We start from the raw sequence: 22,903 nt of genomic DNA on the forward strand, positions 1-22,903 counted from the left end.
CTCATACCCGTGGCAATTTGCGCCCCGTTTAGACGATTGATCCCAAGCCAATCGTGATTTATGGGAGACCTTGTCAACACAGAGTCACCGTTGGGCGGTAGGTTGAACACGCCCATCATTAGCCACCCGTTTGTGGCACACTCTAGGATCGCACGCCCCGAAAGGCTTAAAAAAGGTAAAAGAATATGGCAGATAACTCAAACTTCGACATATTGTATACCATTGTAGACGAAGCGCCCGAACTGGCCAGCGCATCGTTTCTGCCCATCATTCGCAAATTCGCCTCTGCGGCGGGTGTCAGTGTCGGAACCAAGGACATTTCACTGGCGGGTCGTATTCTGGCAACGTTCCCCGAGAACCTGACTGACGCGCAACGCATCACCGATGATCTCGCAGCTCTGGGCGAGTTAGTGAAAACTCCGGATGCGAACGTCATCAAACTTCCCAACATCTCGGCGTCGGTCCCGCAGTTGGTGGCGGCAATCGAAGAGTTGCAGTCGCAAGGCTATGACATTCCGAACTACCCCGAAGAACCCTCGACTGACGAGGAAAAGGCGATCCGTGCGCGTTACGACGCGATCAAAGGCTCGGCTGTGAACCCGGTACTGCGCGAAGGTAACTCGGATCGTCGCGCGGCGCGTGCGGTGAAGAACTATGCTCAGAAGAACCCGCATTCGATGGGGGAGTGGGCGTCGGACAGTAAAACCAAAGTGTCGTCGATGTCTGGCAATGATTTCTACGCTAACGAGAAGTCAGCCACCATTACCGCCACTCAGGCGGGTGATGCCAAGATCGAGTTCGTCGGCAAAGACGGCAGCGTCACTATCCTGAAAGACGCCTGGCCGCTGGCCGAGGGCACAGTTGCTGACGCCACTTTCATGTCCGTCAAGGCGCTGTCATCCTTCCTGACAGATGCGATTGAGGACACCAAGAAAGACGGCACCATGTTCTCACTGCACATGAAAGCCACGATGATGAAGGTCTCGGACCCGATCATCTTTGGCTTTGCTGTCAAAGCCTGGCTAGCCCCGGTATTCGAAAAGTTCAGCGCTGAACTGGACGCATTGGGTGTGAACCCTAATTCTGGTCTGGGCGATTTGCTGGAACGTGTTCAGGGCAATGCCGATATTGTGGCTGCCATCGAAGCGATCAAAGGTGATCGCCCGTCCATGTATATGGTCGACAGTGACAAAGGCATTACTAACCTGCACGTGCCGTCAGACGTGATCATCGACGCCTCGATGCCCGCCATAATCCGGGCGGGCGGAAAAGGCTGGAACGAGGCCGGTGCCAAGGGCGACACCAATTGTGTGATTCCCGACCGTTGCTATGCATCAGTTTATGATGAGAGCATCAAGTTTTTCAAAGCCAATGGCGCGCTGAACCCTGCAACTGTCGGTGCTGTAGCCAACGTCGGCCTGATGGCGCAAAAAGCGGAAGAATACGGTTCGCACCCAACAACGTTCCAAGCGCCGGCCGACGGTGCCATCCGTATCGTTTTGGCCAATGGCGAGACGCTGCATTCGCATGACGTTGAAAAGGGCGACATTTGGCGTGCCTGCACTGTGAAGAAAGCTCCTATCGAAAACTGGATCCAGCTGGCCATGGACCGGCAGCGTTTGACTGGATCCGAAGCGATCTTCTGGCTGGACGCAAACCGCGCCCATGACGCGGAGCTGATCAAATACGTCAAACCGGCACTCGAGGCAGCTGGCGTAGCCGACAAGTTCCTGATCATGGCTCCGCGCGAGGCGACCCGCCAGTCGTTGGAAACCATCACGGCAGGTAAGGACAGCATCGCTATCACGGGCAACGTGTTGCGCGACTACCTGACTGACCTGTTCCCGATCCTGGAACTGGGAACATCGGCCAAGATGCTGTCGATTGTGAAGCTGATGAATGGCGGTGGTCTGTTCGAAACCGGCGCGGGTGGGTCCGCTCCGAAACACGTGCAGCAATTGGTTGAGGAAAACCACCTGCGCTGGGACTCGATGGGTGAGTTCTGTGCCTTGGGTGAATCGCTGAACTTCCTAGCCGACAATAATGGCAACGCCAAAGCGGGTGTTCTGGGTGCCGCGGCCGAAGCGGCCACGCAAGGCATCCTGGACAACAATAAATCGCCCAGCCGTAAAGTTGGGCAGCCAGATAACCGTGACAGCCACTATTGGTTCGCACGCTATTGGGCTGAGGCTCTGGCCGCGCAATCGGGTGATGCTGAATTGGCAGCAGAATTCACGCCGATTGCAAAAGAGCTGGCGGATAAAGAAGATCAGATCCTGTCTGAGCTGGCGACCGCTCAGGGTGCTGCCGCGGATCTTGGTGGATATTATCACACCGATCCTGCCAAGACCGCAGCGGTAATGCGCCCCAGCGCGACACTGAACGCAATCATCGGCTGATAAACAGTACCCACGTTTTGCGGCGTGGGTATTTTCGGATTGATGAGATCAATAGAAAAAAGGGCCGACCCCCAAAGTCGGCCCTTTTTTGAGTGAGTGGTCAGGCCGAAGCCTCACCGGTGTAGTTGAATTCACGTTAACTAATCCACGAGTTTTGGAAATTAGGGGATTCCCGTACTTTTGGGAAATTTGGGTTCAACCTATAGCTAAACCGCCTGTTTTAAACGAAAAAGGGCCGGTCAAATGACCGGCCCAATTCGCGCGAAAAGTCGAATGATCAGTTAGATGCTGCGTTCAGCTTTTCGTTTTGTTCGCGAAGGGTGTCCGAGATAATCGCGTACCATTCGCCCGACTCACGCATTTCGTTCAGGCCCTTGTTCATCATCGCGATATATTCGCGAGCAAACGGGTTGGTGCGGTGCGCAAGGAAGCTCATCGAGGACAAGGTCGAAACATATGGGTTTTCAACCAGATCAGACGAAGTCAGTCCCATGTCGTTCATGGTCGAAGCGAACAGATCGACCTCAAACGCGGCGACATCCGCCGTGCCGGTCAAAACAGCATCAAGACATTCGCGGGCCGAGTTGGGTTGGACCACAGTTGTGTTTTCGCGGTTCAATCCGACTTCTTCCAGAACAACCATGCTCCAGCCTGACATGCGGCAAATGGTAGAACCTACGAAGTCCTCGAATTTGGTCGCGCTGGCGTAGTCGCTTTCCGGCAATGTGAAGAAGCCGCCTACGATGTCGTATACAGGGACAGAAGCCACAAATTGCGTACAACGCGCTTCGGTTTCTGACGACCATTCGTATGTGCGGTTCGTACAATCCGGAACGGTCCATGCGATCGAAATATCGAACGCGCCAAGCGGCAACAATGTGTCCAGATGCGAGCTCCAGTCATCGACAAAACTGACCGAGTAGTCGCGGCTGTTGCCGGCACGTTGAAGACTGGTCGTAGCCAGACGGGTCATGATGCCGCCGCCGCCCAGTGCTTCACTGGTAAAGGGTTCCCAGCCGTTACCCGCAACCATTTTGATCGGCGGGGCATAGACATTCGAACGCTTGACGCTTGCTGCACGTTGCTCTTCCGCAGCGATCAGCTCCTGCGCGGATTGACCGTTTGGCAGGCTGCCATCTTCACAGGGCAGGGCCAGAACCAGACCTGGCGCAAGGTCGTTCGGGTTGGTGATGATGTTACGGTTTGCGTTGAAGATGGGCTGATAGTTCGACGTTCCGTAGGCAGCGATCGCGATGGTGGCCATCGTGTCACCGTCCGAGACCGTGTAGTTTGAACAGGCTTCCTGCGCTGCCGCTGCGCCTGCGGTGAGTGTGAGGACGGCAGTCGCCGTCATCACCTTGGTGTTAAATTTTTGTTTGTGCATTGTTTTTCCTCCCGTGGGTTGGAATTTGGAAAGTGGATCCTTAGCCGGATGAGGCTATTAGTCGTTCATTGTGCTCATTCAGTGTGTCCGAGATGATGGCGTACCATTCGCCAGACTCCCGCATTTCGTTCAGGCCTTTGTTCAGCATCGCCAAGTATTGTTTACCCATTGGGTTGGACCGGTGAGTAATGAACCGCAGGGCTGAAAGTGTCGTGACATACGGGTTTTCGACGAGATCGTTCTCGTTGAGACCCATTTCAGCCATTGCGTCGGCAAAAAGCTGAACTTCGAAGGTCGCGACATCCGCGGAGCCAGTTAGGACGGCATCCAAGCATTCCCGCGCGGTAACGGGTTGCAGCAGATCGATGGTTTTTTCTGGTTGCAGACCTTCTTGTTCGAGGTCGTGGATGAACCAACCTTCCATACGGCAGACGGTTGCACCTTTCAGATTTTCAAAGCTTGTAGCACTGGCGTAATCGCTTTGGGGAAGTGTGTAGAAACCCAAGACGATGTCGTACACAGGTGCTGACGCGTGGAATTGCGTACAGCGGATTTCTGTTTCCCAGGACCATTCGTAACTACGGTTGGTGCAATCGGGCATGTTCCACGCCATCGACACGTCAAACGCGCCCAGCGGAAGCAGGGTTTCGATATGCGAGTTCCAGTCATCGACAAAGCTGATCGAATACTCGTGCGCATTGCCTGCCCGTTGCAGAGCCGTTGTTCCCAATCGAGTGATGAAACCACCGCCGTTCAGGGTCTCATCCGCGAACGGAGCCCAGCCGTTGCCCGTAACCAGTTTGATTGGGGCTTTGAACGAACTTGTTTGGGTCGAGCTCGCAAAACGTTCTTGCTGTTCAGCAATAATCTCGCGTGCGCTTTGGCCGTTCGGCAAGCTGCCGTCCTCACACGGAAGCACAAGCGCCAGACCAGGTGCCAGATCGTTGGGGTTGCTAATCGAGTTCCGGTTTGCGTTGAAAATTGGCTGGTAGTTTGACGTACCGTAAGCAGCAATCGCAATGGTGGCCATCGTGTCACCATCCTGTACCGTATAATTCGTACAGGCTTGCTGGGCGGCGGCGGCTCCGGCGCTTAACGCGATGACGGCAGCAGAGGTCATCGCAACGTTATGGAGCGGTAGTTTAGGCATTAGTTGTTTTCTCCAGAGATAGTAATTGAGAAGGCTTAAAAGTGTTTCAGCCGTTTTCCATTTGATGGCGTAGGGCGGTTGACACGATGTCGCGCCATTCGCCGGATTGCTGCATGATTGCCAGACCTTGATTCAGCGTCTCCAGGATCGCTTCGCCATCTGGATTATCTTTATGGGTCATGACGTTAAGGGATTTGATCGCCGCCAGATTGGGGTTTTCAATAATACGGTGTTCGTATCCCAGCCGTCCGATAGCTTCGATCGCCAGATGAGCTTCGATTGCAACGATGTCGGCTGTCCCGTCCATAACGGCGTGAAAGCAGTCATCAGGTGAAACCGGGCGCACAAGCGAGATTGCCGGTTCATACAACCCGACCTCATCCATGTGTGACAACGACCAGCCTTCCGGCCGACAGATGGTTGTCCCGGCGAAGTCAGCATAGGTCAGTGTTTGCTCATAGCCCGATCCTTCGCGGGCAAAGAACGTGTCCACAACTTCGTAGAACGGGTTAGAGAAGTCGTACGTTTCGCACCGCGTACGGTCCTTTTCCGACAAAGTCTCTGCTGCCTCGCAGTTCGGACGCGACCATGGGAAGGTGGCATCGAACGCCAGTGTCGGCATCAGCAGGTCCAGATGCGATGACCAGTCATTGACGAACTGGATCTTATAAGCCTGCTCGGGTGCGGCACGCAGCATCGCTGTCTCGACAAGGTAGGTGTAGAGCCCGCGATTGGGCAGGGCCTCGTCGGTGAAAGGCGCATAGTTACCGCCAGTGATAAGCAACAACTGACGGTCGCGGATCTCTGGGCGTTCGCCGGCGTCTGCATTACGGATCAGCGCTGCGGCTTCTGCCCGCGCGGATTCGATCTCATCCTTGGCAGCCGATTTTGCATCGATCACTGCATCTTCGCTTGCCTTTTTGGCTTCAGCTTCGGCTTCGGCAACGCGGGCTTCAGCCTCTGCGATGGCTTTCGCCGCGCGATTCTCGGCTGCCTTGACCAGCTCGGCGGCCATTTCGGCGGCCATGGCTTCGGCTTCAGTCTGCGGCGCGGCCGGTGCACGCCCGATCTCTTCCAAACAAGGCATGGTCAGAACGTCGCCTACCCGAATGATGTTCGGATTGTTCCCGATCAAGTCCCGGTTTGCATCGTAAATGATACGAAAGTCTTCGGTCGAATAAACTTCGATGGATAACTCGCGCAGGCTGTCGCCTCGTTGAATTTCGTAGGTTGAGCATGCCTGTTGTGCCGAGGCGGTACCCGCAGCGGCAGCAAGTGCCAGGCTTGATATGATCAGATGGTTTCTCATGGGTCCTGTTGCTTTGCCTTGTTTAGTTTTTTGTAAGTTTGACAACACCGATTGAGATGTTGTCCTGATCTGGGTCGCCCTTAGCGTTCAGCGCGGCCTGCAGCGCCCCGGCTATGTCTTGTGCAAGCCCGCTGGCATTGGTTTGAAGAATGGACCGAATTTCAGCGTTGCTGAGATATTGGAGGCCGTCGCTTCCCAGAACCAAAACATCCGAAGGTGTCAGGTCCAGCGGGGTTTCCGGGCAATCGACCTTTGGAATTGCCGCACCCATGATGACCGAAGTCAGTTGGTTACGGTCAGGATGCGCCAGAGCTTCGGCCTCGGTCAAAGTCCCTTCGGCCAATTGTGCATCAATCATAGGAGCCATCGAGTGATCTTCGTTGATCTGCGACAGCTCTCCGTCCCGGAACAGGTAAAGCGGGCTGTCGCCGATCGAAATCCAGAACAGCCGCTGGCCCAACAACAAAGTGCCCAACATGGTTGAGCCCATGTTGAATCCAGTACCTTGTTCCTCGGAATAACCGGCAATGGACGCATTGGCATGCATTGCCGCAAGGGGCAACGCGTCGATCAAAGCGGACTCGGGTGTCGTTGAACCTTCAAGCTCGGCATCTAACGCGTCACGCCAGGCCTGGATCACAAGGTCCGAGGCGACTTCACCTGCCGCATGCCCGCCCATGCCGTCAGCGACGACGACATAGCTTGCATTCGTCGCATCGAACATGCGCGAAGCAACCGCGTCCTCCTGCGTGTCACGCTGGCCCTTGTCCAGGATCAGCGCAATATCATATGCCGGTGTCGCCAGCATCTATTAGGAATCCCGCCAGTCAAAGCCATCGTCACAGAAGGCGGCAAAGCGGACTGATGTTTCGCTGATGCGGATCAGATCCCCGCTGGACAGTGGGACGGTGCTGAGAACCGGCTTCCCGTTCAGACGCACAAGGTTGGCCTTGCCGCCGTGTCCCAGATAACATTTGCGGTCTTCGGGGTCATAAGCAATCACCGCATGGTTGCTGCGGGAAATACCAGTGTCTCCAAAGTCGAGCTGAATGGCCTGATCGTCGTTGCGGCCAATCTGCATCAAGCCCTCGGTCAGTGTTACGCTCGCACCCCGGCCCGGACCACCAGTGATGACCAGCCAACCAACCGGGAAAGACTGTTCGGCATTGTCTGTCTTGGCTGCAGGTTCTGCTGTCTCGATCAGGTCCTGCACATGCGTGTCGGCGCGTTCGAAACCCAGGAAGGTTGTCTTGACGCGACCACGACGATCTTCGGCAGCCGCGGGCTGCGGAACCGGTGCAACTTCAGCCAGTGGTTCTTCGGCGACCGGTGCTTCTGGCACCGGTTCTGCGGCGGGTTCGTCAGCGATTACCTCGATGATCTGTTCCGGCTCGGGTTCCTCGACTTCAAGTACCTCGTGCTCGACAATCTCTTCGACTTCTTCCTCAACTGCCGAGTGCAGCGTCAACACGGTTTCTTCTTCGAGCGCGGGTACTTCGTCTGCCACGTCCTGAACTTCTGCGATAACTTCAGCGACGACGACATCATCTTCAGCCTCAGTTGCATCTGCTACGTCTTCCTCAGAGAATTCCGGCATTTTCTCTTCGGGCACCAACTCATCGGTTTCTTCGTAGCTGTCCGAGGACATATTGCCGCCTGCCAGCGCTTCGCGCAGGGCATTGAAATCGGCGATTGGTTCGGCCTTTTCCGCCTCGGGCGCTACCGCTTCTTCGGCTTCGTTCTCTTTCGGTTTGCCGGCACCTTCGAGAAGCCGGCTAAGAGGGCTTTTGTATTTGAACATGGTGTCGACACCTTTATTCCTTGGCACAGGACAACGGTCCTATGGGGCTGCTTCTTACCTCTGTGCGCGGTTGCACAACGGCACGGATATTTGTGACAACAATGTCACTTTCTATTTCCGCGACGGGCCGGTTCCCGTCAGGGTTGCCGAATTTGGCGCTACCCTCAGCAAATACATACTGGCAGATCACATACGAACCGGTCAGATCACTCCTGCGCTAATGGCATGTCAGCATCCGTCTCGACGCCACTGCGCAAAACGCTGAAACGGGCCTGCGGCTGGTCTTCGGAAACGAGTTTGGCCAACAAAACATCAAGGCTGTCCGAGCCATCAATGCCAATGCCAGAAATTGTCTCTGAGACCAGGACATCCCCTTCCTGCAAGCTGCCTGCTGCCTCTGGCGGAACCGAGCTTAGAACTGTTGTCCAACCCGCACCGTCTTTGTTCAGAATTGTGAAAACGTAGCCATTTTCCAAGCCGATCACGTGCATTGCGGGCAGTGCCAACAATCCGTTCTGAGGGCGGGTTTCACCCAATGTGCGATAGCGGGCAGAAACGCGGATGTAGCCGTCCGGGTCCACATTCAGATCGTTCAACACCTGAGCAGCAAAAGTCGTATCTGCCTGCACTGGCTTGCCGTTCAGAGTGAAGATCGTGGCGCCGCGCGTGACCCACTCACCCACAATTGACGCGTCCATATCCTGGTCAACACCAGTTATCGCAATCACGTTGCCGGTCGAAGCCCGGCGGCGTGATGTCTGAAACGGGATGTCTACGTCCCAGTGAGAGAATGCGATCTGCTGTTCTGCGAGGTTCACCGGTTCCGCCGGAACAGGCGGTGTCGGCTCGACGGTCCCGGCTTCAGCCGTTTCCGTCGCCGCAGCTTCTTCCTGCTCCGTGGCAACCGGATCTTCTTGCGCCTGCTCAATAGGCTCTGGAGTGGATGCGACCTCGGCCTGCGTGGTCTCAGTTGGTTCTGATGCCGGCTCCACTTCGGCTGCGGTCACTTGCTCGACCGGTTCCTGCTCGGATGTTTCGACTGCGGCGGTTTCCTCCACCGTTTCCGTTACTACGGGCGTTTGCGTCGATGCGGTGTCTTCGGCCGGAGTTTCCTCTCCGGACATCAGAAAGAACCCGCCCGCCGCCAAAGCGGCGACCACGGCCACACCCGCAACAATTTTGCCTGCACCACTGGACCCGCTTTTGACCACGGTATCCACCGCGACCGGAACTTCATCCTTCGATGTGAACGTGGCTAGCCCGTCGTCGTTCTTGTCCTCATTGCCCAGTGCAATGTCAGTGTTTCCGGCAAGCAATGCGGTGACAACGGCTTCGGCGTTTTCGCTTTCAGCCTTGATCCTGGCTTTCTCTTCTTCTTCGTCTTTTTGGTCCATCGCCACGATCACCGACACCGGCCGATAGTCAAAGCTGTCGAACATCACGCCGGGGCCGCGGAACATGCGTAGCCAATCTAATGCGGTCTGCAGGCGATCCGTTGCGTGAACTTCCATCGCCTTGTCAATGGCTTCCAGGAACCCGTCGGGGTAGCCTTCGATACGCCCCGCCAGCGGTGTGTAGGGGTCCGTCTGACCGTTGTTGAATGCGTTCAGGCGAGTCTGACCGTCGATCGGACGTTCGCCGCTGATGGCGTGATACAGGGTCGCCGCAAGAACATAGAGGTCACTGCTTGGCCCTTGTTCCGCGCCGCGTACATAAAACTCATGCGGCGAATAACCATCCTTGATAACCCGGAGGGTCATCAGCGCGGCGGACTGGTGCGCAGCCTGTTCGCGCGCGGCGCCAAAGTCGATCAGTACCGGATCACCATTTTCGTCGATCAGGATGTTGTCGGGCGAAATATCGCGGTGCAGCATGCCGCTTTGGTGGATGAAAGACACCGCCGACAGCATTTTTTCAGTGACCTGAACGATAAAGTCCGGGCCAGCTTTGTTTTTGGAATCTTCAACGTAGTCCAGCAGATCGCAGCCACGGATAAAATCCATCGCGATATAAGCGGTCTCGTTGTCTTCGAACACCTGATGAACGTCGACGATATTGGGGTGTACCAAGCGAGCGTGATTGCGTGCTTCGAGGATAAACAAGTCGATGATTGCGCGCAGATCGTCCTTGTAGTCCGGCTCGACCGGTTCAACCATATCGCCGTTACGACGGCAAAGGGCACCGGGATAGCACTCTTTGATCACAACTTCGCGTTCCAGACTGTCCCGCGCGAGATAGGTGATCCCAAATCCGCCATTGCTGATAAAACGCAGGATCTCGTACTGCCCGCGCAACAGCTTGGCGCCTGGTTGAAGACCTTCGATTTTCGGTTCGTCGTGCGTCGCGCCGACGGCCTGGTTGTGGCTCATTTCTTTCCGCCCGTTCTAATCGTTTTGCGGCTTACTTAACTGGGCTTTCAGCCCGCGAACTCACAACCAAACACAACCGCAGGACACTCATGTACGTTAGACGTTTCAAATTTGACTTTATTGGGGCCGCCCGATGGCTTCACTAAGAACCCAGCGCAAAGAAAATCTATATATCGTGCTCTTTCCCATACGAAAATCTAAATGTTGATTTTCTAGCGGCAATACTTGCGGACTGAGTGCCTGTTTTTTGCGGATTGGTCACTAAATCCGAAACAATAAACGCGCGATTCTGAGGGCTTCGAATCGCTGCATTGCGGCTCAATTAAAACGGGTAGGCGTCAGGTTCCGGTTTTTGCCTGAACGGAATCGACGCGGCTGCCGGCCCAGGCGAGGTTATCGCTGAGCTGGGCGAGGATGCTGATTGCATCCTTCAGTGGCGCGTCACCGCTTTCGAATTGCAGCAGCAAAAGAAGATCAGTGGCCTTTTCAAACTCACCGGGAATCCAGTCGGCTTCAGTGGCGATTTCGCCCCCTTGCTCCAGACGCTCTGCAAAATCTTCGACGATTTCCTGACAACTGTTCAGGAATGCGGCGGGTTCAATATCCGATGTCTCGCGCAAGTCGTCATAGATGCTGGCAATTGCCGCCAGCCAGTCTTCAAGGATCGGGTTTTCAAGCGGGGGAAGGGCGGATTCCAGCGTCGCATGAATTGAGGGCGCTTCGACCTGCGCTGGTTCAGCTTCTGCGATGTTCAGGCTGGCCAGAAACGGAAGAAACTCCTGCTCGATGTCATTTTGGGCAGCTTCCAAATCCTTCAAACGCCGCTCGGATGCGACTTGCAGGACCTGTTCGGCCAGATTTTGACCGCCACAGGTCTCCCACAGATCAAAATCAGGCTCGGGTTCTTGCGCCATAGCCTTGACGGCGACCGGTGTGCCAATGGGCACGACAGACCGGAAGAATTTACCTTTTTCTTTTTCCAACCGGTGCAGAACACGGTCCAGCGCGTCCCGAACCGGGGGGAGATCCGCGTGGGTTACGGCCAGCAAACTGTTCGAGCGCAACTCTTGCGGAACTTGTGCCCACAGGTGGCGCTCAGTCTCACGCCAGGCATTGGTTCCGTTCGTGCACCAGATGGCACAATCGACATAGGACAATAGGTCCAGAGTGGACTTGTAGGTGTCATCCAGGGCGCCGGTTCCCGGCAGATCGAATAATGAGATCTCTTGCAGGGCAGGGGTATTCAACCCAACCGAGATAAAATCAGGGTTATCAGCTGCGGCTTTTTCCAGCGCAATGCCGGAATAGACTTTGGGCTCTTTGTCCCACCAGCCAACCGTGGTTTCCGGTGCGTCCGCATAGGCCACGATGACCAATGGCAGTTTCAGATGCTGCGGACCCGTTGGCAGAATGTCCGCCCCGGCCAGCATGTTTGCGAGGCTGGATTTCCCGGCCCCGAATTCCCCGGCAAAACCGATATTGACCGCATTCGAAAGCCGTTCGGCATGGAACAAGGCGCGCTCGCGCATCTTGTCCAGACCGGCCTCTGACGGCAGGTTTTCGGTGGCGGTCAGGAAGCGTTCAAGCTTGCGTACTTCCTGTTCGGTTCCGGGAAATTCAATCATTCCGCAGCCTCTGCTAATTTCTTGTCCGCGCTATTGCCGCCGAATACCGCATCCAGATCATCTGCGACACGTTGCGCCTGATCGAATGCTGCCTGTGCTTCTGCACGAACATTGGTTTGGCCGGTTCCGACCCGTTGTTCAAGATGTCCGGCCAACAATGCCATATAATGGTCAAGAACGGTGTTCAGACGCTCAAGCAGATCGGCGCGCGCCGTGTCCACCAGATCGTCCCCGATCATTTCGAATTCCTGAACGATCATCCGCTCGGCCCGAGCGACCACACTTTTGCGCGAAATCAGCCGGGACAACCAGCTGACGCGCAATTCCACGGTGATGCCCCGGGTCAGTGCAGTGGTATCCGGACGGAACCACCGAACCGCACTGGTGTTCATCCGACTATCGGCCGGGTCCTGCCAGCCGGGCAGGGCGCGAAGCGCGGCATTGCTGTTCATGTCGACGGCGTAAAGTTCGCTGAGCATTCGCTGCCGCACCACCTGTGTTGCACCCTGAACCAGCTCGCGCATGCGATCCCGCAGCGGCGAAAAGTTCAATTCAGTGTCACCGCCCTTGGCCAACAAAGGGGAATCGCCATTCGGTCCGCGGACAACGGCGGAGACGGCTTCGGATACAGTGTCATCCATGACGCCGCGAAGATTGGCCAACACATCATCCATATCGTCAATGATCTGTGTGGTTTTTTGCGAAACCAGCGAGCGCAGCTCGGCCAATGTTTTGTCGTTTTCGTCGCCGTCGGTAATGTCGGCGGAGTTTTCGTCGTCAATTACGCGCAGATGGGCCTTAGACCGTTCCAGCTCACCTTGCGCAAAACTGTTAAGGTGCTGCCAGGCCATCTTGAGCTGTTCGTCACGGGGCCCTTGGGTCAAGGCGTGCGTAACGTGGCGGCGCAGATCGGGTAGACCAGAGGCGATCATTGCGGCAAAGCGCAAAACGCCCTCACGGCTGATTGGGCCGGGGCCCTGTTTGATCTCTTCTACACCGTCCAGATATTGCTTCATCTGCTCGGGGTGGGCGCGCAGCCAAGCCAGAACGTGATCGTGGTTCACGCCGGTATCGTCACCAGTCAAGGCATAATGGGCCCATTGGGCGCTGCCCATCAGAACATCAATGTCCGAGTTGCCCAGGGCTTTTTCCAGGCCATCCAACACGTCCGTCCGGACTTTTCCAGCGTCTTCAGCGCCGCCGCCCAGTTCGTCCACGCGATTGATGAAGACGACGATCTGCCCCAGTTCCAGCGCCTGCATCAGGCGGAACAACTTAAGATCCGCACGGGACAGCGCCTGATGTGCGGACAATACAACAACAAAGAAATCGGATTCCTTGAGGTATTGGCGCGAGATTTCTTCGCGGATCAGCAGCGGGTCGTTGACGCCGGGCGTATCCGTGACCGTCAGCGGGAACGGAAAATGGCCAATGTCAAAGTAGACCTCGGCCTTGCGCGTGATGTCACTGTACAGTCCCCGATCTGAACCGGGGTCGTATTCTTCGCTGTCGGTCGGATCGTCACCTGCACAAACATAACGGGCCAGATCGTCCGAGTTCAGATGTTCCAGATCGTGATGCTGACCCAGCAACTGCTCATAGCTGTCGCCTAATCGCAGTTGGGCGCGGGTTTTCATCGCGTCGACCTGCTCTTCGATCATCTCGCGCTTATAGCTGTCCTCGTCGTCGGGGAACATGTTGCGCAGCTCTTCGCCCTCGGCGATCAGCGCCTGCCACTGGCGGTTATCGAAGAAATGAAATTCGGCCCCTTGGGTCCGACCCGAGGGGTGACCGAAATGCATGTCGGTGATCACGGTCGTCCACGGATTAACATCCGAGGGCAGGTATTCGGCCTGTCCCGTAAACCCGTTGATTAGGCGGGACTTGCCAGCCTTGATCTGCCCGACAAATGCAATTGACGGTTTCAGATTTGAAAGATCGCCTACAATGCGCGAAATAAACTGGCGGGTCTCGTCGTTGCTGACCCCGTTCATGTCTTCGGCGATTCGAATTAACTCACGACGGTTATTTTCACTCATACTGTTACCCTGGGTACTTGCAATCACAGATTGAATTAGTCGAAAAATTGAATATTACGGGCGCTATCATTCGGAACGCTCCGTCAGAGATGTCCACAGATTCACAATGGCGCCTAGCTTTCGCGCCTCGTGAACGACCATGGAGAATTCCTTGCCGTCATTCAGGACGGCCAAACCAGAACCTTTACCGCCGGACGGACGCATGACGATCAGTTGCGGATGATCCAGCGCAGCGGCCGCGTCATCATCCCAGCCCGACAGGTCACGCGCGAACTGCGCCAGCAAAGTTTGATCTGCATGAAATGGCTGATCTTTACTACAGTCGCCGTCAGTCTGAACCACTTCCCCGTCTTCGGCTTTGATCTGGATGCGACCAACGGCCAAACGTTGGCTGCCGTAATAGAACTGGTTGGCCAAATCGCTGGCTTCGTCTGTTAGTTCCACATTAATTGCGGGTTCGGCAGTGTCCGGAACGACCGCTATGACGGGTTCAGCTGGCAATTCGATCATCGTGCAAGCACTAGCGATTTCGCTAAAAGTGATTCCGACATCGTCCGCTTCCAGCGTGGCGTCCGGCCGCAATGATATCAGGCTAAGCGGTGCAGGCGCGGCAGCAATATCGGTTACCAGTTGCGCCAATTGACCCGCCAGCGTATCGCGTCCTTCGGTCTCAAAATCAGGCGCAACGCCGGATCGGACACGAAAGACATCAGTAACCCGAGAGCTGTTGACCTCGATCGCGAGACAATCGCCATTGGCAGCTGTAAACTCTAACCGGCGCGGCAAAACAGTGCCACGGATGGACTGCAATACTTTTTCGCGGCGCTCAAGCGCAGTGTCACCAGCAAGCGCGACGGCTGGCTCCAGCCGGGCAACCGATGATCGCCCAATGCCCTCGAGCAAATCGAGTATGTTTGTATCCATCATGCCGTGACCCCCTCTGGTCCCGTCTAAACTGCGGCCGCGACGGGCCCCAGACTGAGATGCGATTTTGTCAGTGCCAACCCTACATTCGCGCTGTTGCGACAGATGTAGCAGACCACATGATCCGGATAGGCCTGCGTCCGCAAGAAAATGTTCAACCGATCCTTTGAAAACACCGCGATTTCCCCAAATCCCGGATTTTCGGTATCAGCATTACCCGATTTCCGCAGCAATGCTTCAAAAGCACCCACGCCGCCGCCCTGAAACAGGTTCGCCACTGCAAGCGCGAGACTGTCCAGCACTTCGGCGTCCTCTTGATCGCGGACACTGGTCCCCAATAACATCCCTGTTTCCATGTCGACATACCCGGCTGCGACGCAGTCGGGTATCGTTTTCATCGCAGATTTCAGTGCGGCTTCGATAGACATCGGGCTTCCCGTCCTTCTACCTTGGTTTCACGTTATAAAACATGCCATTCAGCCCCGCCCTTGTTCCCGGCTTTCGGAAGCGTTGAAACGTCTTTTTTAGCGTCGCGGGCGCCGTGTTCAGCGGCGATCTTGTCGAACTCTTCCAGGAAGGCCGCAAAAACCTTTTTCAGGCCTTCCGGGTCTTCGGGAAGATCCTCACCAGCGGTGATCTCGCGCCACATCGCCGATGCGCTGAGTGTTGATCCGGCGTCCGCATTCAGCAATTTCTCTAAGGATTCAGCCTCGGTCCCTGTCTCGGGCGTTCCGTTTGACATAGGCACGACCTGTGTTTCGATCAGGCCGTTGGTTTCGGGTTCCAGTTCGAACTCATCGGCTGCACCATCCGATTGCTCGGCGAGCAATGCAACGATTGACGACACAGATGTGTCAGCGCGTTGTGCGTCTGCTTCTGGGTTTTCAGATACAGCATCTTCAGCTTGGTCAGCCAGCTTATCCTCGATCGACGCCAACAGGTGATCCTGACCATCGGAGGCGGTGTCAGACTGATTTGCCTCGCCTTCACCCTCGGCTTCCAGTTCCAAGGTCTCTTCTTCGTCGAAATCCTCGTCATCCAGGTCAAGAAACGCGTTTTCTTCCGAAGGGATCTCGGCAACATCGGCCAAATTCAGAGGCTGACTGGGCGTTTCCCGGAAAAAAGAGCGCAATTCGTCCTGATCGGTTTCAGGTGTGGTCTCTTCCGGGATAGCGGTCATTTCAGCCCGCAACCGTTCGGCCTCATCCGCGTCAATGCGGGGTGCGCGTTCAGTGTCGCCTGAGCGTGCCTCGACCCGGGCAGGACGGACCGGAAAGCTCGTTACGACTTCGTCCTGCAGATTTTCGTCCTGAACGGGATCGACCAGCTTTAGCGGCGCAGGCTGCTCTGGGCTCTCGGCGGGTTTGCGTGGTCGGACAGGTTGCACACTGGGCATATGAGCAAGGCTGTTGTCGATCTGGTAACGCGCCAGCATGTCTGCCCGGTTGTCCATGATCTGTTCGGTGATCTCAAGAAAGCTGTCCACCATCTTGCCGCCGCCACTGCGTCCCCACAGTTCGGCATCACCGCTCTTGTCACGTGCGGTAATCGCATCGCGGGCCGAGAACAAAATCGACCGATTGAACAGATGACCTGCCTCGCGGTTGACCCGGCGCAACACCTTCTGGCGGTCCTTCGCGCCCAGTGTATCCGCGCGGGTGACCAACAACAGCGAGTTGTGTTGCAACCGCTCCGGCAGCGCGACCCATGTCGCCCGTTCGGTCTCGCGCCAGGCCTGGGTAGCGTGTGTGCACCACAGCACCCCATTGGCCTGACCCACGGCGCGACGCCAGACATCAGTTGAAATCTTGGGGTCCGAGATGCCGGGCGTATCGATCAAATCGACCGCCTCGAGAATGTCGGACTCAAGGAAAATACGCACGAACTGGGCGTCATTGACGCCGACAGACTCCAACGCATCCAATTCGATGTTTTCGCGTGTGCCGTCATGGCGCTGCACATACGCAGATTTCTGGCCCCAGCTGAACCAGACGGGCGGCAACTGCGTGGCAGTCACCTGAGTCGGCAGCGTGTGCGACCGAAGCAGAAAGTTGATCAGCGTGGATTTGCCGGCGCTGAACTCTCCCATAAGCGCAAAGATCGGCTTGCGGCGGGACCACTGCTCAATGCGTTCCCATGCCTTGGGCGAGACGAAACGGGTTTGTGAGTCTTTTGCCATATCGCTACTTATGCTGCCTCGTTACTAAGATCTTTCAGGATGTCGCCCAGAATATCGTCACGCGATTTCTGTGGTGCCAGTCCTGCCATCAGAGCTGCGTTGCGGCTTGGATCACCCTCGGCCGAAGCCGAAATGCTAAGCAACGTCTCTTTCTGCTCGCGCATGAAATCCGACAGGATCGCCCGCACGTTTTCCAACACGGCTGCAACCTGATTTTCCTCGATATCCTTGGTGATCGAATTAGCCTCGGACGCGATCAGGCGCGTATAGTCGGCTGCATAAGCTTCGAACCCTTTGCGGCGCTGCCACCAGCGACGCCACCAGGTGCTTTGCAAGTCCAATGCGATTGTTCGCCCAATACCGAGTGGGGGTGGGACACGTGGAACAATGGGTGCTTCGATACTGAACTCACCTAGGTGGTTGCCAAGTATCTTCTGATACAACGTCTCAATGTCTGCGGCCGCCGTATTGTACAGCGCACCTGCTTCTTTGCGCATCGACCGCGCAAAGCTGAAATATGCGGCCTTTTGCAAGGTGCGCAGACCCGCTGGGTCATACTGCCATGTGCCTTGTTCGCCGTTCAACTCAAGGTGGGCTATCAGCGAATCCGTTGCACGTTTGACAAAGTTGGTTTCCGCTGAATTCAGTCTCTCCAACACCTTCGAACGCAAGGATGCGGTCAGTTCGGCCGCTTTCTTTTCGTATTGATCCGAGAGTGTGGCAATCGCTTCCTCTGGCGACACACCATCCAGATCACGCACAAGACCTTCGCCGCCGGAAAGGGTCTTGGCAACGGCCGTGGCGCGGATTTGACTGGCGATATTGCGGGCGCGGTGGCGGACGCGATCCAGCAAACGGGTGCCTGCGCCTTCGGCGATGCGCTCGTTCATTGCCAACAGCAAATCGGGCAAGCCGGACAGTGCCCAAATCTTGTCGAGCGAGGGTGCCTGATCGCCAAAACCGGCGGCCAGATAGAACGTGTTCAACGCCTCGCGGGATTCATCGGAAAGAATCTCGGGGTTGCCCGTCAACGCAGCCTCGGCCCACAGGGCGCTGCCGAACACAACGCTGGTGTTGGCGTCGATATTGTTCTGTTTGAGTGTATCCTGAATGCGGTCGCGGATTTCGGGGACCTGATTGACCGGATCAGCCAATTCGTCAATCCGGTTCACAAACAGGATGATCTGCCGGTTCTCGAACTGGGCGATAATCCGCATCAGCGCCATGTCCATTGTCGTCAGCGCCTGGCTGGCAGCCAGAACAACAACGCAGACCTCAGATCCGCGCAAGCTGCGCAGGGTGATCTGTTCGCGGACCATAAAGGTATCGTTGACACCCGGCGTGTCGCACAGTTTGAGCGCAATCGGGTATTGCGGGATGTCCATATACAGCTCTGCCGACTTCGTCACATCGGCGAACCGCCCCGTTTTGGGGTTGATGTCCGGGTCATCTTCGTCACCAAGACAGACATAGCGCTGGATCAGCTCTTCGTCGAAGTAATCATATTGATGGCTCTGCCCCAGAATTAGGTCGAAATGCTGGCCCAATCTGGATTCGGATTTAGCCTTCATCTCGCCGATCTGGCGGCGAATGTCATCCATCTCATCATCGGCACCGGCGCGGTTTGCCAACTCACCCAGGCGGCCGCCGCCGACCATCAGATTGTCCCATTCTTCTTGTTCAAAGAAGGTAAACTTGGCGCGTTTGTCGCCTTCGGTGCGGGTGTTGATGTTCAACGTGGTCACCACCGATGTCCACGGGTTTACATCCGATGGAAGCAGGGCAGGGCGCCCGGCCAGGATGTTCACGATCGAGGACTTACCAGCCTTGACCTGCCCGACCATTGTAACGCTGGCCGAGAAATTCTCCATCCGCGTCTTGAGCGTGGCAAGACGTGCGGACGAACGTGCATCCGCCACCTCTGTCAATTGATCAATCTGTGCGGTCAGCGAGTTCATCGCTGACGTCATGGGCGTCAGTGCCTCATTACCAACTGACAAAAGATGGTCGTTGCGCGCCATGTTCAGCCTCCGGTTCCTGTCGCGGCCAACGTGTCTGTTGGCGTGCTGGTCATGGTGTCGATTCGGGCGATCAGATTCAGCGCATTGCCCAGGATAGCGGCTTCGGCGCCCGGCGAAATCGACTCGAAGGTGTGGCAATCCGCCAAAACTTCGATCGAGCTGAAGCGCTCGCTATTTTCAAGGCGGGCAAGACGACGCCCGGTCGGAAAACCCTCGGATTTGGTTTCGGGCAGCGGCATACGCGAGTTTGCAAGCAAGTATTGCCGCCCCGAGCGTGTGCGCAACGAGACGCCAAACCCGGTGTTTGGATGGTCGCGGTTCAGGGATTTGAGTTCGCCAAGAAAACTTTCACGCGCAAGACCAACGGCTTCTTGCTCGGCAGCAGCGGAGTTCATCATATTGGTCACGTTTCAGACCCTTGTACTGGAGTTGAGCGAAAAAACTCGTACAGCGCCCGAAGGCAAAAAAGACTCATTAACTCCTTATGCCTATAAGCGGCTTTCAAGGCGGTCTTATTTTGACGCGAATAAGATTTTTTGGCGTTTGAATTGTGTCGCAATTGTGGTCGGTGGTATTTTTCAACCACAACTTACGAGCGTATTTTCGGCATCGATGTAGACAGCGCCATTTGCCGTTTGCAGCATTCAAGAGGACAAAACTTGCAACGGCGCAAATGTGCGATACTTTTGAGGTCGGATTTAGTAAATTGTTAATAAAAGAAAATTAGCCATCTCTTTTGAACCCAGCCCAACATAATTTACGCAGAGGACGTCTGTAAAATTTGTGTTTGTTGGAATTGTCTTTGGATTCTCACCATTGCAGAATCTTAAATGAGAGGTACCTTACTCAACGTTAGATAGTTTTCAAATTATCACCAAAAGGACCTGAATGTTGCTAAATGCAAAACAATGAAATTGAAAAATTTTGACCTGGGAATCTTTTTTATCTGCTCGGAAAACGCCAATAATCAGACTGCTTTCCTGTCGCGAACAGCAACTTATGAGAATAACCCGCATCCTGCTTGGCAGCGGCGTCCAGCACACATCATATGTGCACGGCGGTCAGTTCAGAAGCATGTTCCGCCGATGTCATCAATAATCTTGTGCACAACTCAATTTTACCTCTCGCACTCCGCAGCAAGCTTTGCTATTCACGCCGACATTCTGGCACTGAGTGCTTGGGTTGCGGGTGTGGCGAAATTGGTAGACGCACCAGATTTAGGTTCTGGCGCCGCAAGGCGTGGGGGTTCAAGTCCCTCCACCCGCACCATATCGTTCTAGAGAATTTTCCATTCCGGATCGCCTTTGCGGGCTTTCAGGCAATCGATAAAGTTCTATACTGGACAGCCGACTGGATTTTGACACCCGAACAGTCGGGTGCGTTCGCGAAGCGAACGATAAGGTGACTGCATCCATAGTGAAAACACCGGTCTCCATGTCTAGGAACGGCGGGTTGCATGGCCTTCTTTTCGGAACGTGTTGTCAGGAGAACAGGTAGTAGGTCGTTGGGGACGTGGCCAAAATAGCCAACGCAACGACAAGCCAAACCAAAACACAAACCCAGTAGGTTCCCGGATTTTCGGCACGGGTAACCCGTTCCCACAAGTAGGTCGAACCAAATACCAAATCTCTGATAGCCCATATCAACAAGCCAAGCCCCACATAGAACCAAATATCCATAATTCCCTCGCGTGTTGAGTTTGGCGCAACTTAGATTGTCATAAATGATGGCGCAATTGTGCATTGATCATTTACGGACAATTGCCAGGAAAAGGATTTGTCTAAGGCTGGCCTGTCGGCGACCTCTTCACGTTCATAGTACGCGCATGCGGACCCGTAACGTCGCCGCTATTGCCCGGCCAATCCCATCTGGCGCACGGCCAGATCGCGCAATATCTCTTCGGATCCGCCGCCAATTGCCATTATTTTGATTTCGCGCCAGGCACGCTCGACAGGGTTACCCAGCATGTACGCGGCACCGCCAAAGATCTGCATCGCCTCGGAAGCAACAAATTGCAGCGACGTCGTGGCCTGAACTTTGGCTTTGGCAATTTCGGCGACAGGCATCAGGCCCTGCTCGATCGCCCAGCAGATCCGCTCGATATATGCCTCATTCATATCAATCCGGGCGGACATTTCTGCAAATTTGTGGCCAATGACCTGATGTTCGACCAGTCGCTTGCCGAATGTCTCGCGTTCCCGTGCCCAGTCCAGCGCACTATCGTAGCATAGTTTCATCATTCCCAACGAAGCGGATGTCAGGCCGAGCCGTTCAAAGTTGAAATTGTTCATGATTGCGATGAAGCCCCTGTTCTCAGGCCCCAACAGCGCAGTAGAATCCAGCTCGCAATCATCTAAATGCAGCGTCGCTTGCTGTGAACTGTGCCAGCCCATCTTGCCACCCAAAGGTGTACGGTTGAATCCGGGCGCGTCATGAGGGACCAAGAACAACGAAATGCCGGTCAATCCTGGGCCGCCAGTGCGGGCACCAACCACAAACCATTCGGCATCCATCCCCCCAGTGATATAGGTCTTTACCCCGTTCAGAATCCATTTGCCGCCTTTGCACTCGGCCCTTGTTTGAATATTGGCAACGTCTGACCCTGCGCCCGGTTCGGTGATCCCAAGGGCCGACATCATGCGCCCCGAGATGATCTCGGGCAGCACTTTCTGTTTGAACTCCTCGGAAGCGAATTTCGCAATTGGGCTGATTGAAATCGTGCGTCCCCCTACGGCGGCTCCGATACCAGATGCCCCACAGCCAAACAGGATTTCACTATAATCATGGCGCATAAAGGCGTTGTCGAAACCCAGGCCGCCATATTCCTCATCGATCCCAAAGCCATATACTCCGAACTCAGCAATTGCTGCATGCAGTTCCCATGGGACGTTGCGATCCGCCTCCCATTGCTCAATATTAGGTTTGATTTCGGCATCGACAAACCGCTGGAAATTCCCGCGGAAAGCTTCGCGTTCAGGGGTCATGAAAGGGGATGGCAGGGTCATTCGACCTCCTCGACGTCATTTTCGGGCAATACCTGAAGCTGGCTTTCCATCATGCGAGCAAAGCGATCCATCATCTGCGTAAGGTATTCTGGCGACGAAACAAATTTCTCATGCAACAACAAACCACGCAGGAAATTCCGGGCGATGCTCCACAACAATTCAGTGTCGTCACGGTTGCCTGTTGCGCTGACATACCGGGCTGAGATCAGGCTCAGGTTCGATTTGTCCCATTCTCTTAGGCTCTGTTCAAGCATTCCGAACAGTGCTGGGTCGGTTCGGCAAGCAACCAGAATCTCGACTATGGCACGTCCGCCTGCGGAATTTACGATATTGGCCCAGGCGGACATAATCAGATCATAGACGGGCTGAGGGGCGCGATTATGTGGCCAGAGCGGGTTTTGCGCATTGCCCAGCAGTCGCATCGCGGTAGCTGCGACCAGGGCCTGTTTCGTGGGGAAGTGATGCGTAATTGCCCCGCGTGAAATGCCCGCCTTGGCCTGCACCTTGGCAAAAGTAGTCTCGGCATGCCCGAGCTGATCCAGACAGGTGACCGTCGCATTGCAGATTTTGACCTGCATATCCCGGGACCTTTGATCCTGGACCGAGGATTTCTTTGGCATCTTATCTATCATCTTCCGTCGCGTCGCAGTGGTAAATCTTCGTTGACCAAGGCAGTCAGTGGATCATAAAAACAGAAC

16 protein-coding genes and 1 tRNA gene are annotated in these 22,903 nt (G+C 55.4%); 2 read left to right on the forward strand and 15 right to left on the reverse strand.

All coding sequences use genetic code 11. The features are described 5' to 3' along the window. Positions 1-185 precede the first annotated feature (185 nt). Positions 186-2,399, forward strand: a complete 2,214-nt coding sequence (locus AC2FLJ_RS13540; RefSeq protein WP_496706252.1) for an NADP-dependent isocitrate dehydrogenase — start codon at positions 186-188, stop codon at positions 2,397-2,399. 277 nt (positions 2,400-2,676) lie between these two features. On the opposite strand, the gene AC2FLJ_RS13545 is transcribed toward AC2FLJ_RS13540, so the two are convergent. From AC2FLJ_RS13545 to AC2FLJ_RS13605, 13 genes are all read right to left on the reverse strand, one after another. Then, entirely contained in the window at positions 2,677-3,783 is a 1,107-nt protein-coding gene (locus AC2FLJ_RS13545; RefSeq protein WP_496697930.1) for a peptidoglycan-binding protein LysM, read from the reverse strand. 40 nt (positions 3,784-3,823) lie between these two features. Continuing rightward, positions 3,824-4,933 carry a peptidoglycan-binding protein LysM gene (locus tag AC2FLJ_RS13550; protein ID WP_496697928.1) on the reverse strand — a complete coding sequence of 370 codons (1,110 nt, stop codon included), beginning with the start codon at positions 4,931-4,933 and terminating at the stop codon, positions 3,824-3,826. 46 nt (positions 4,934-4,979) lie between these two features. Then, positions 4,980-6,242, reverse strand: a complete 1,263-nt coding sequence (locus AC2FLJ_RS13555) for a substrate-binding periplasmic protein (RefSeq protein ID WP_496697926.1) — start codon at positions 6,240-6,242, stop codon at positions 4,980-4,982. 22 nt (positions 6,243-6,264) lie between these two features. Continuing rightward, a complete protein-coding gene (locus tag AC2FLJ_RS13560; protein ID WP_496706255.1) occupies positions 6,265-7,050 on the reverse strand; it encodes a PP2C family protein-serine/threonine phosphatase in 786 nt (261 codons plus the stop codon). Between the two features lie 3 nt (positions 7,051-7,053). Beyond that, positions 7,054-8,043 carry an FHA domain-containing protein gene (locus AC2FLJ_RS13565; RefSeq protein ID WP_058271980.1) on the reverse strand — a complete coding sequence of 330 codons (990 nt, stop codon included), beginning with the start codon at positions 8,041-8,043 and terminating at the stop codon, positions 7,054-7,056. Positions 8,044-8,249: 206 nt separating this feature from the next. Next, positions 8,250-10,412 carry a serine/threonine protein kinase gene (locus AC2FLJ_RS13570; protein WP_496697922.1) on the reverse strand — a complete coding sequence of 721 codons (2,163 nt, stop codon included), beginning with the start codon at positions 10,410-10,412 and terminating at the stop codon, positions 8,250-8,252. A 338-nt stretch (positions 10,413-10,750) separates the two neighbouring features. Beyond that, the gene (locus AC2FLJ_RS13575) at positions 10,751-12,037 is read right to left on the reverse strand and encodes a dynamin family protein (RefSeq protein WP_108859664.1); all 1,287 of its coding nucleotides are present in this window, start codon (positions 12,035-12,037) and stop codon (positions 10,751-10,753) included. Next, positions 12,034-14,076 carry a dynamin family protein gene (locus AC2FLJ_RS13580; RefSeq protein WP_496697920.1) on the reverse strand — a complete coding sequence of 681 codons (2,043 nt, stop codon included), beginning with the start codon at positions 14,074-14,076 and terminating at the stop codon, positions 12,034-12,036. The genes AC2FLJ_RS13575 and AC2FLJ_RS13580 overlap by 4 nt, the downstream gene beginning before the upstream one ends. 66 nt (positions 14,077-14,142) lie before the next feature. After that, positions 14,143-15,003, reverse strand: coding sequence for a hypothetical protein (locus AC2FLJ_RS13585; RefSeq protein ID WP_496706258.1), 861 nt, complete (start codon positions 15,001-15,003; stop codon positions 14,143-14,145). 23 nt (positions 15,004-15,026) lie between these two features. After that, a complete protein-coding gene (locus AC2FLJ_RS13590) occupies positions 15,027-15,428 on the reverse strand; it encodes a hypothetical protein (protein ID WP_282152009.1) in 402 nt (133 codons plus the stop codon). A gap of 32 nt (positions 15,429-15,460) precedes the next feature. Beyond that, on the reverse strand, positions 15,461-17,179 hold the full coding sequence (locus tag AC2FLJ_RS13595) for a dynamin family protein (RefSeq protein WP_496706260.1): 1,719 nt from the start codon (positions 17,177-17,179) through the stop codon (positions 15,461-15,463). 8 nt (positions 17,180-17,187) lie between these two features. After that, positions 17,188-19,200, reverse strand: coding sequence for a dynamin family protein (locus AC2FLJ_RS13600; protein WP_496706262.1), 2,013 nt, complete (start codon positions 19,198-19,200; stop codon positions 17,188-17,190). A 2-nt stretch (positions 19,201-19,202) separates the two neighbouring features. Then, positions 19,203-19,598: a hypothetical protein gene (locus tag AC2FLJ_RS13605; protein ID WP_496706320.1), complete on the reverse strand. Its 396-nt coding sequence runs from the start codon at positions 19,596-19,598 to the stop codon at positions 19,203-19,205. A 786-nt stretch (positions 19,599-20,384) separates the two neighbouring features. Between AC2FLJ_RS13605 and AC2FLJ_RS13610 the strand changes: the two genes are divergently transcribed. Next, positions 20,385-20,469, forward strand: a tRNA-Leu gene (locus AC2FLJ_RS13610). A gap of 578 nt (positions 20,470-21,047) precedes the next feature. Here the strand turns inward: AC2FLJ_RS13610 and AC2FLJ_RS13615 are convergent. Both AC2FLJ_RS13615 and AC2FLJ_RS13620 read right to left on the reverse strand, forming a co-directional pair. After that, the gene (locus AC2FLJ_RS13615) at positions 21,048-22,205 is read right to left on the reverse strand and encodes an acyl-CoA dehydrogenase family protein (protein ID WP_496706264.1); all 1,158 of its coding nucleotides are present in this window, start codon (positions 22,203-22,205) and stop codon (positions 21,048-21,050) included. Next, positions 22,202-22,825, reverse strand: a complete 624-nt coding sequence (locus AC2FLJ_RS13620) for a TetR/AcrR family transcriptional regulator (RefSeq protein WP_496706266.1) — start codon at positions 22,823-22,825, stop codon at positions 22,202-22,204. Before AC2FLJ_RS13620 ends, AC2FLJ_RS13615 begins: the two co-directional genes overlap by 4 nt. Between the last annotated feature and the right edge of the window lie 78 nt (positions 22,826-22,903).

The organism is Ruegeria sp. CDSA034 (assembly GCF_059612275.1).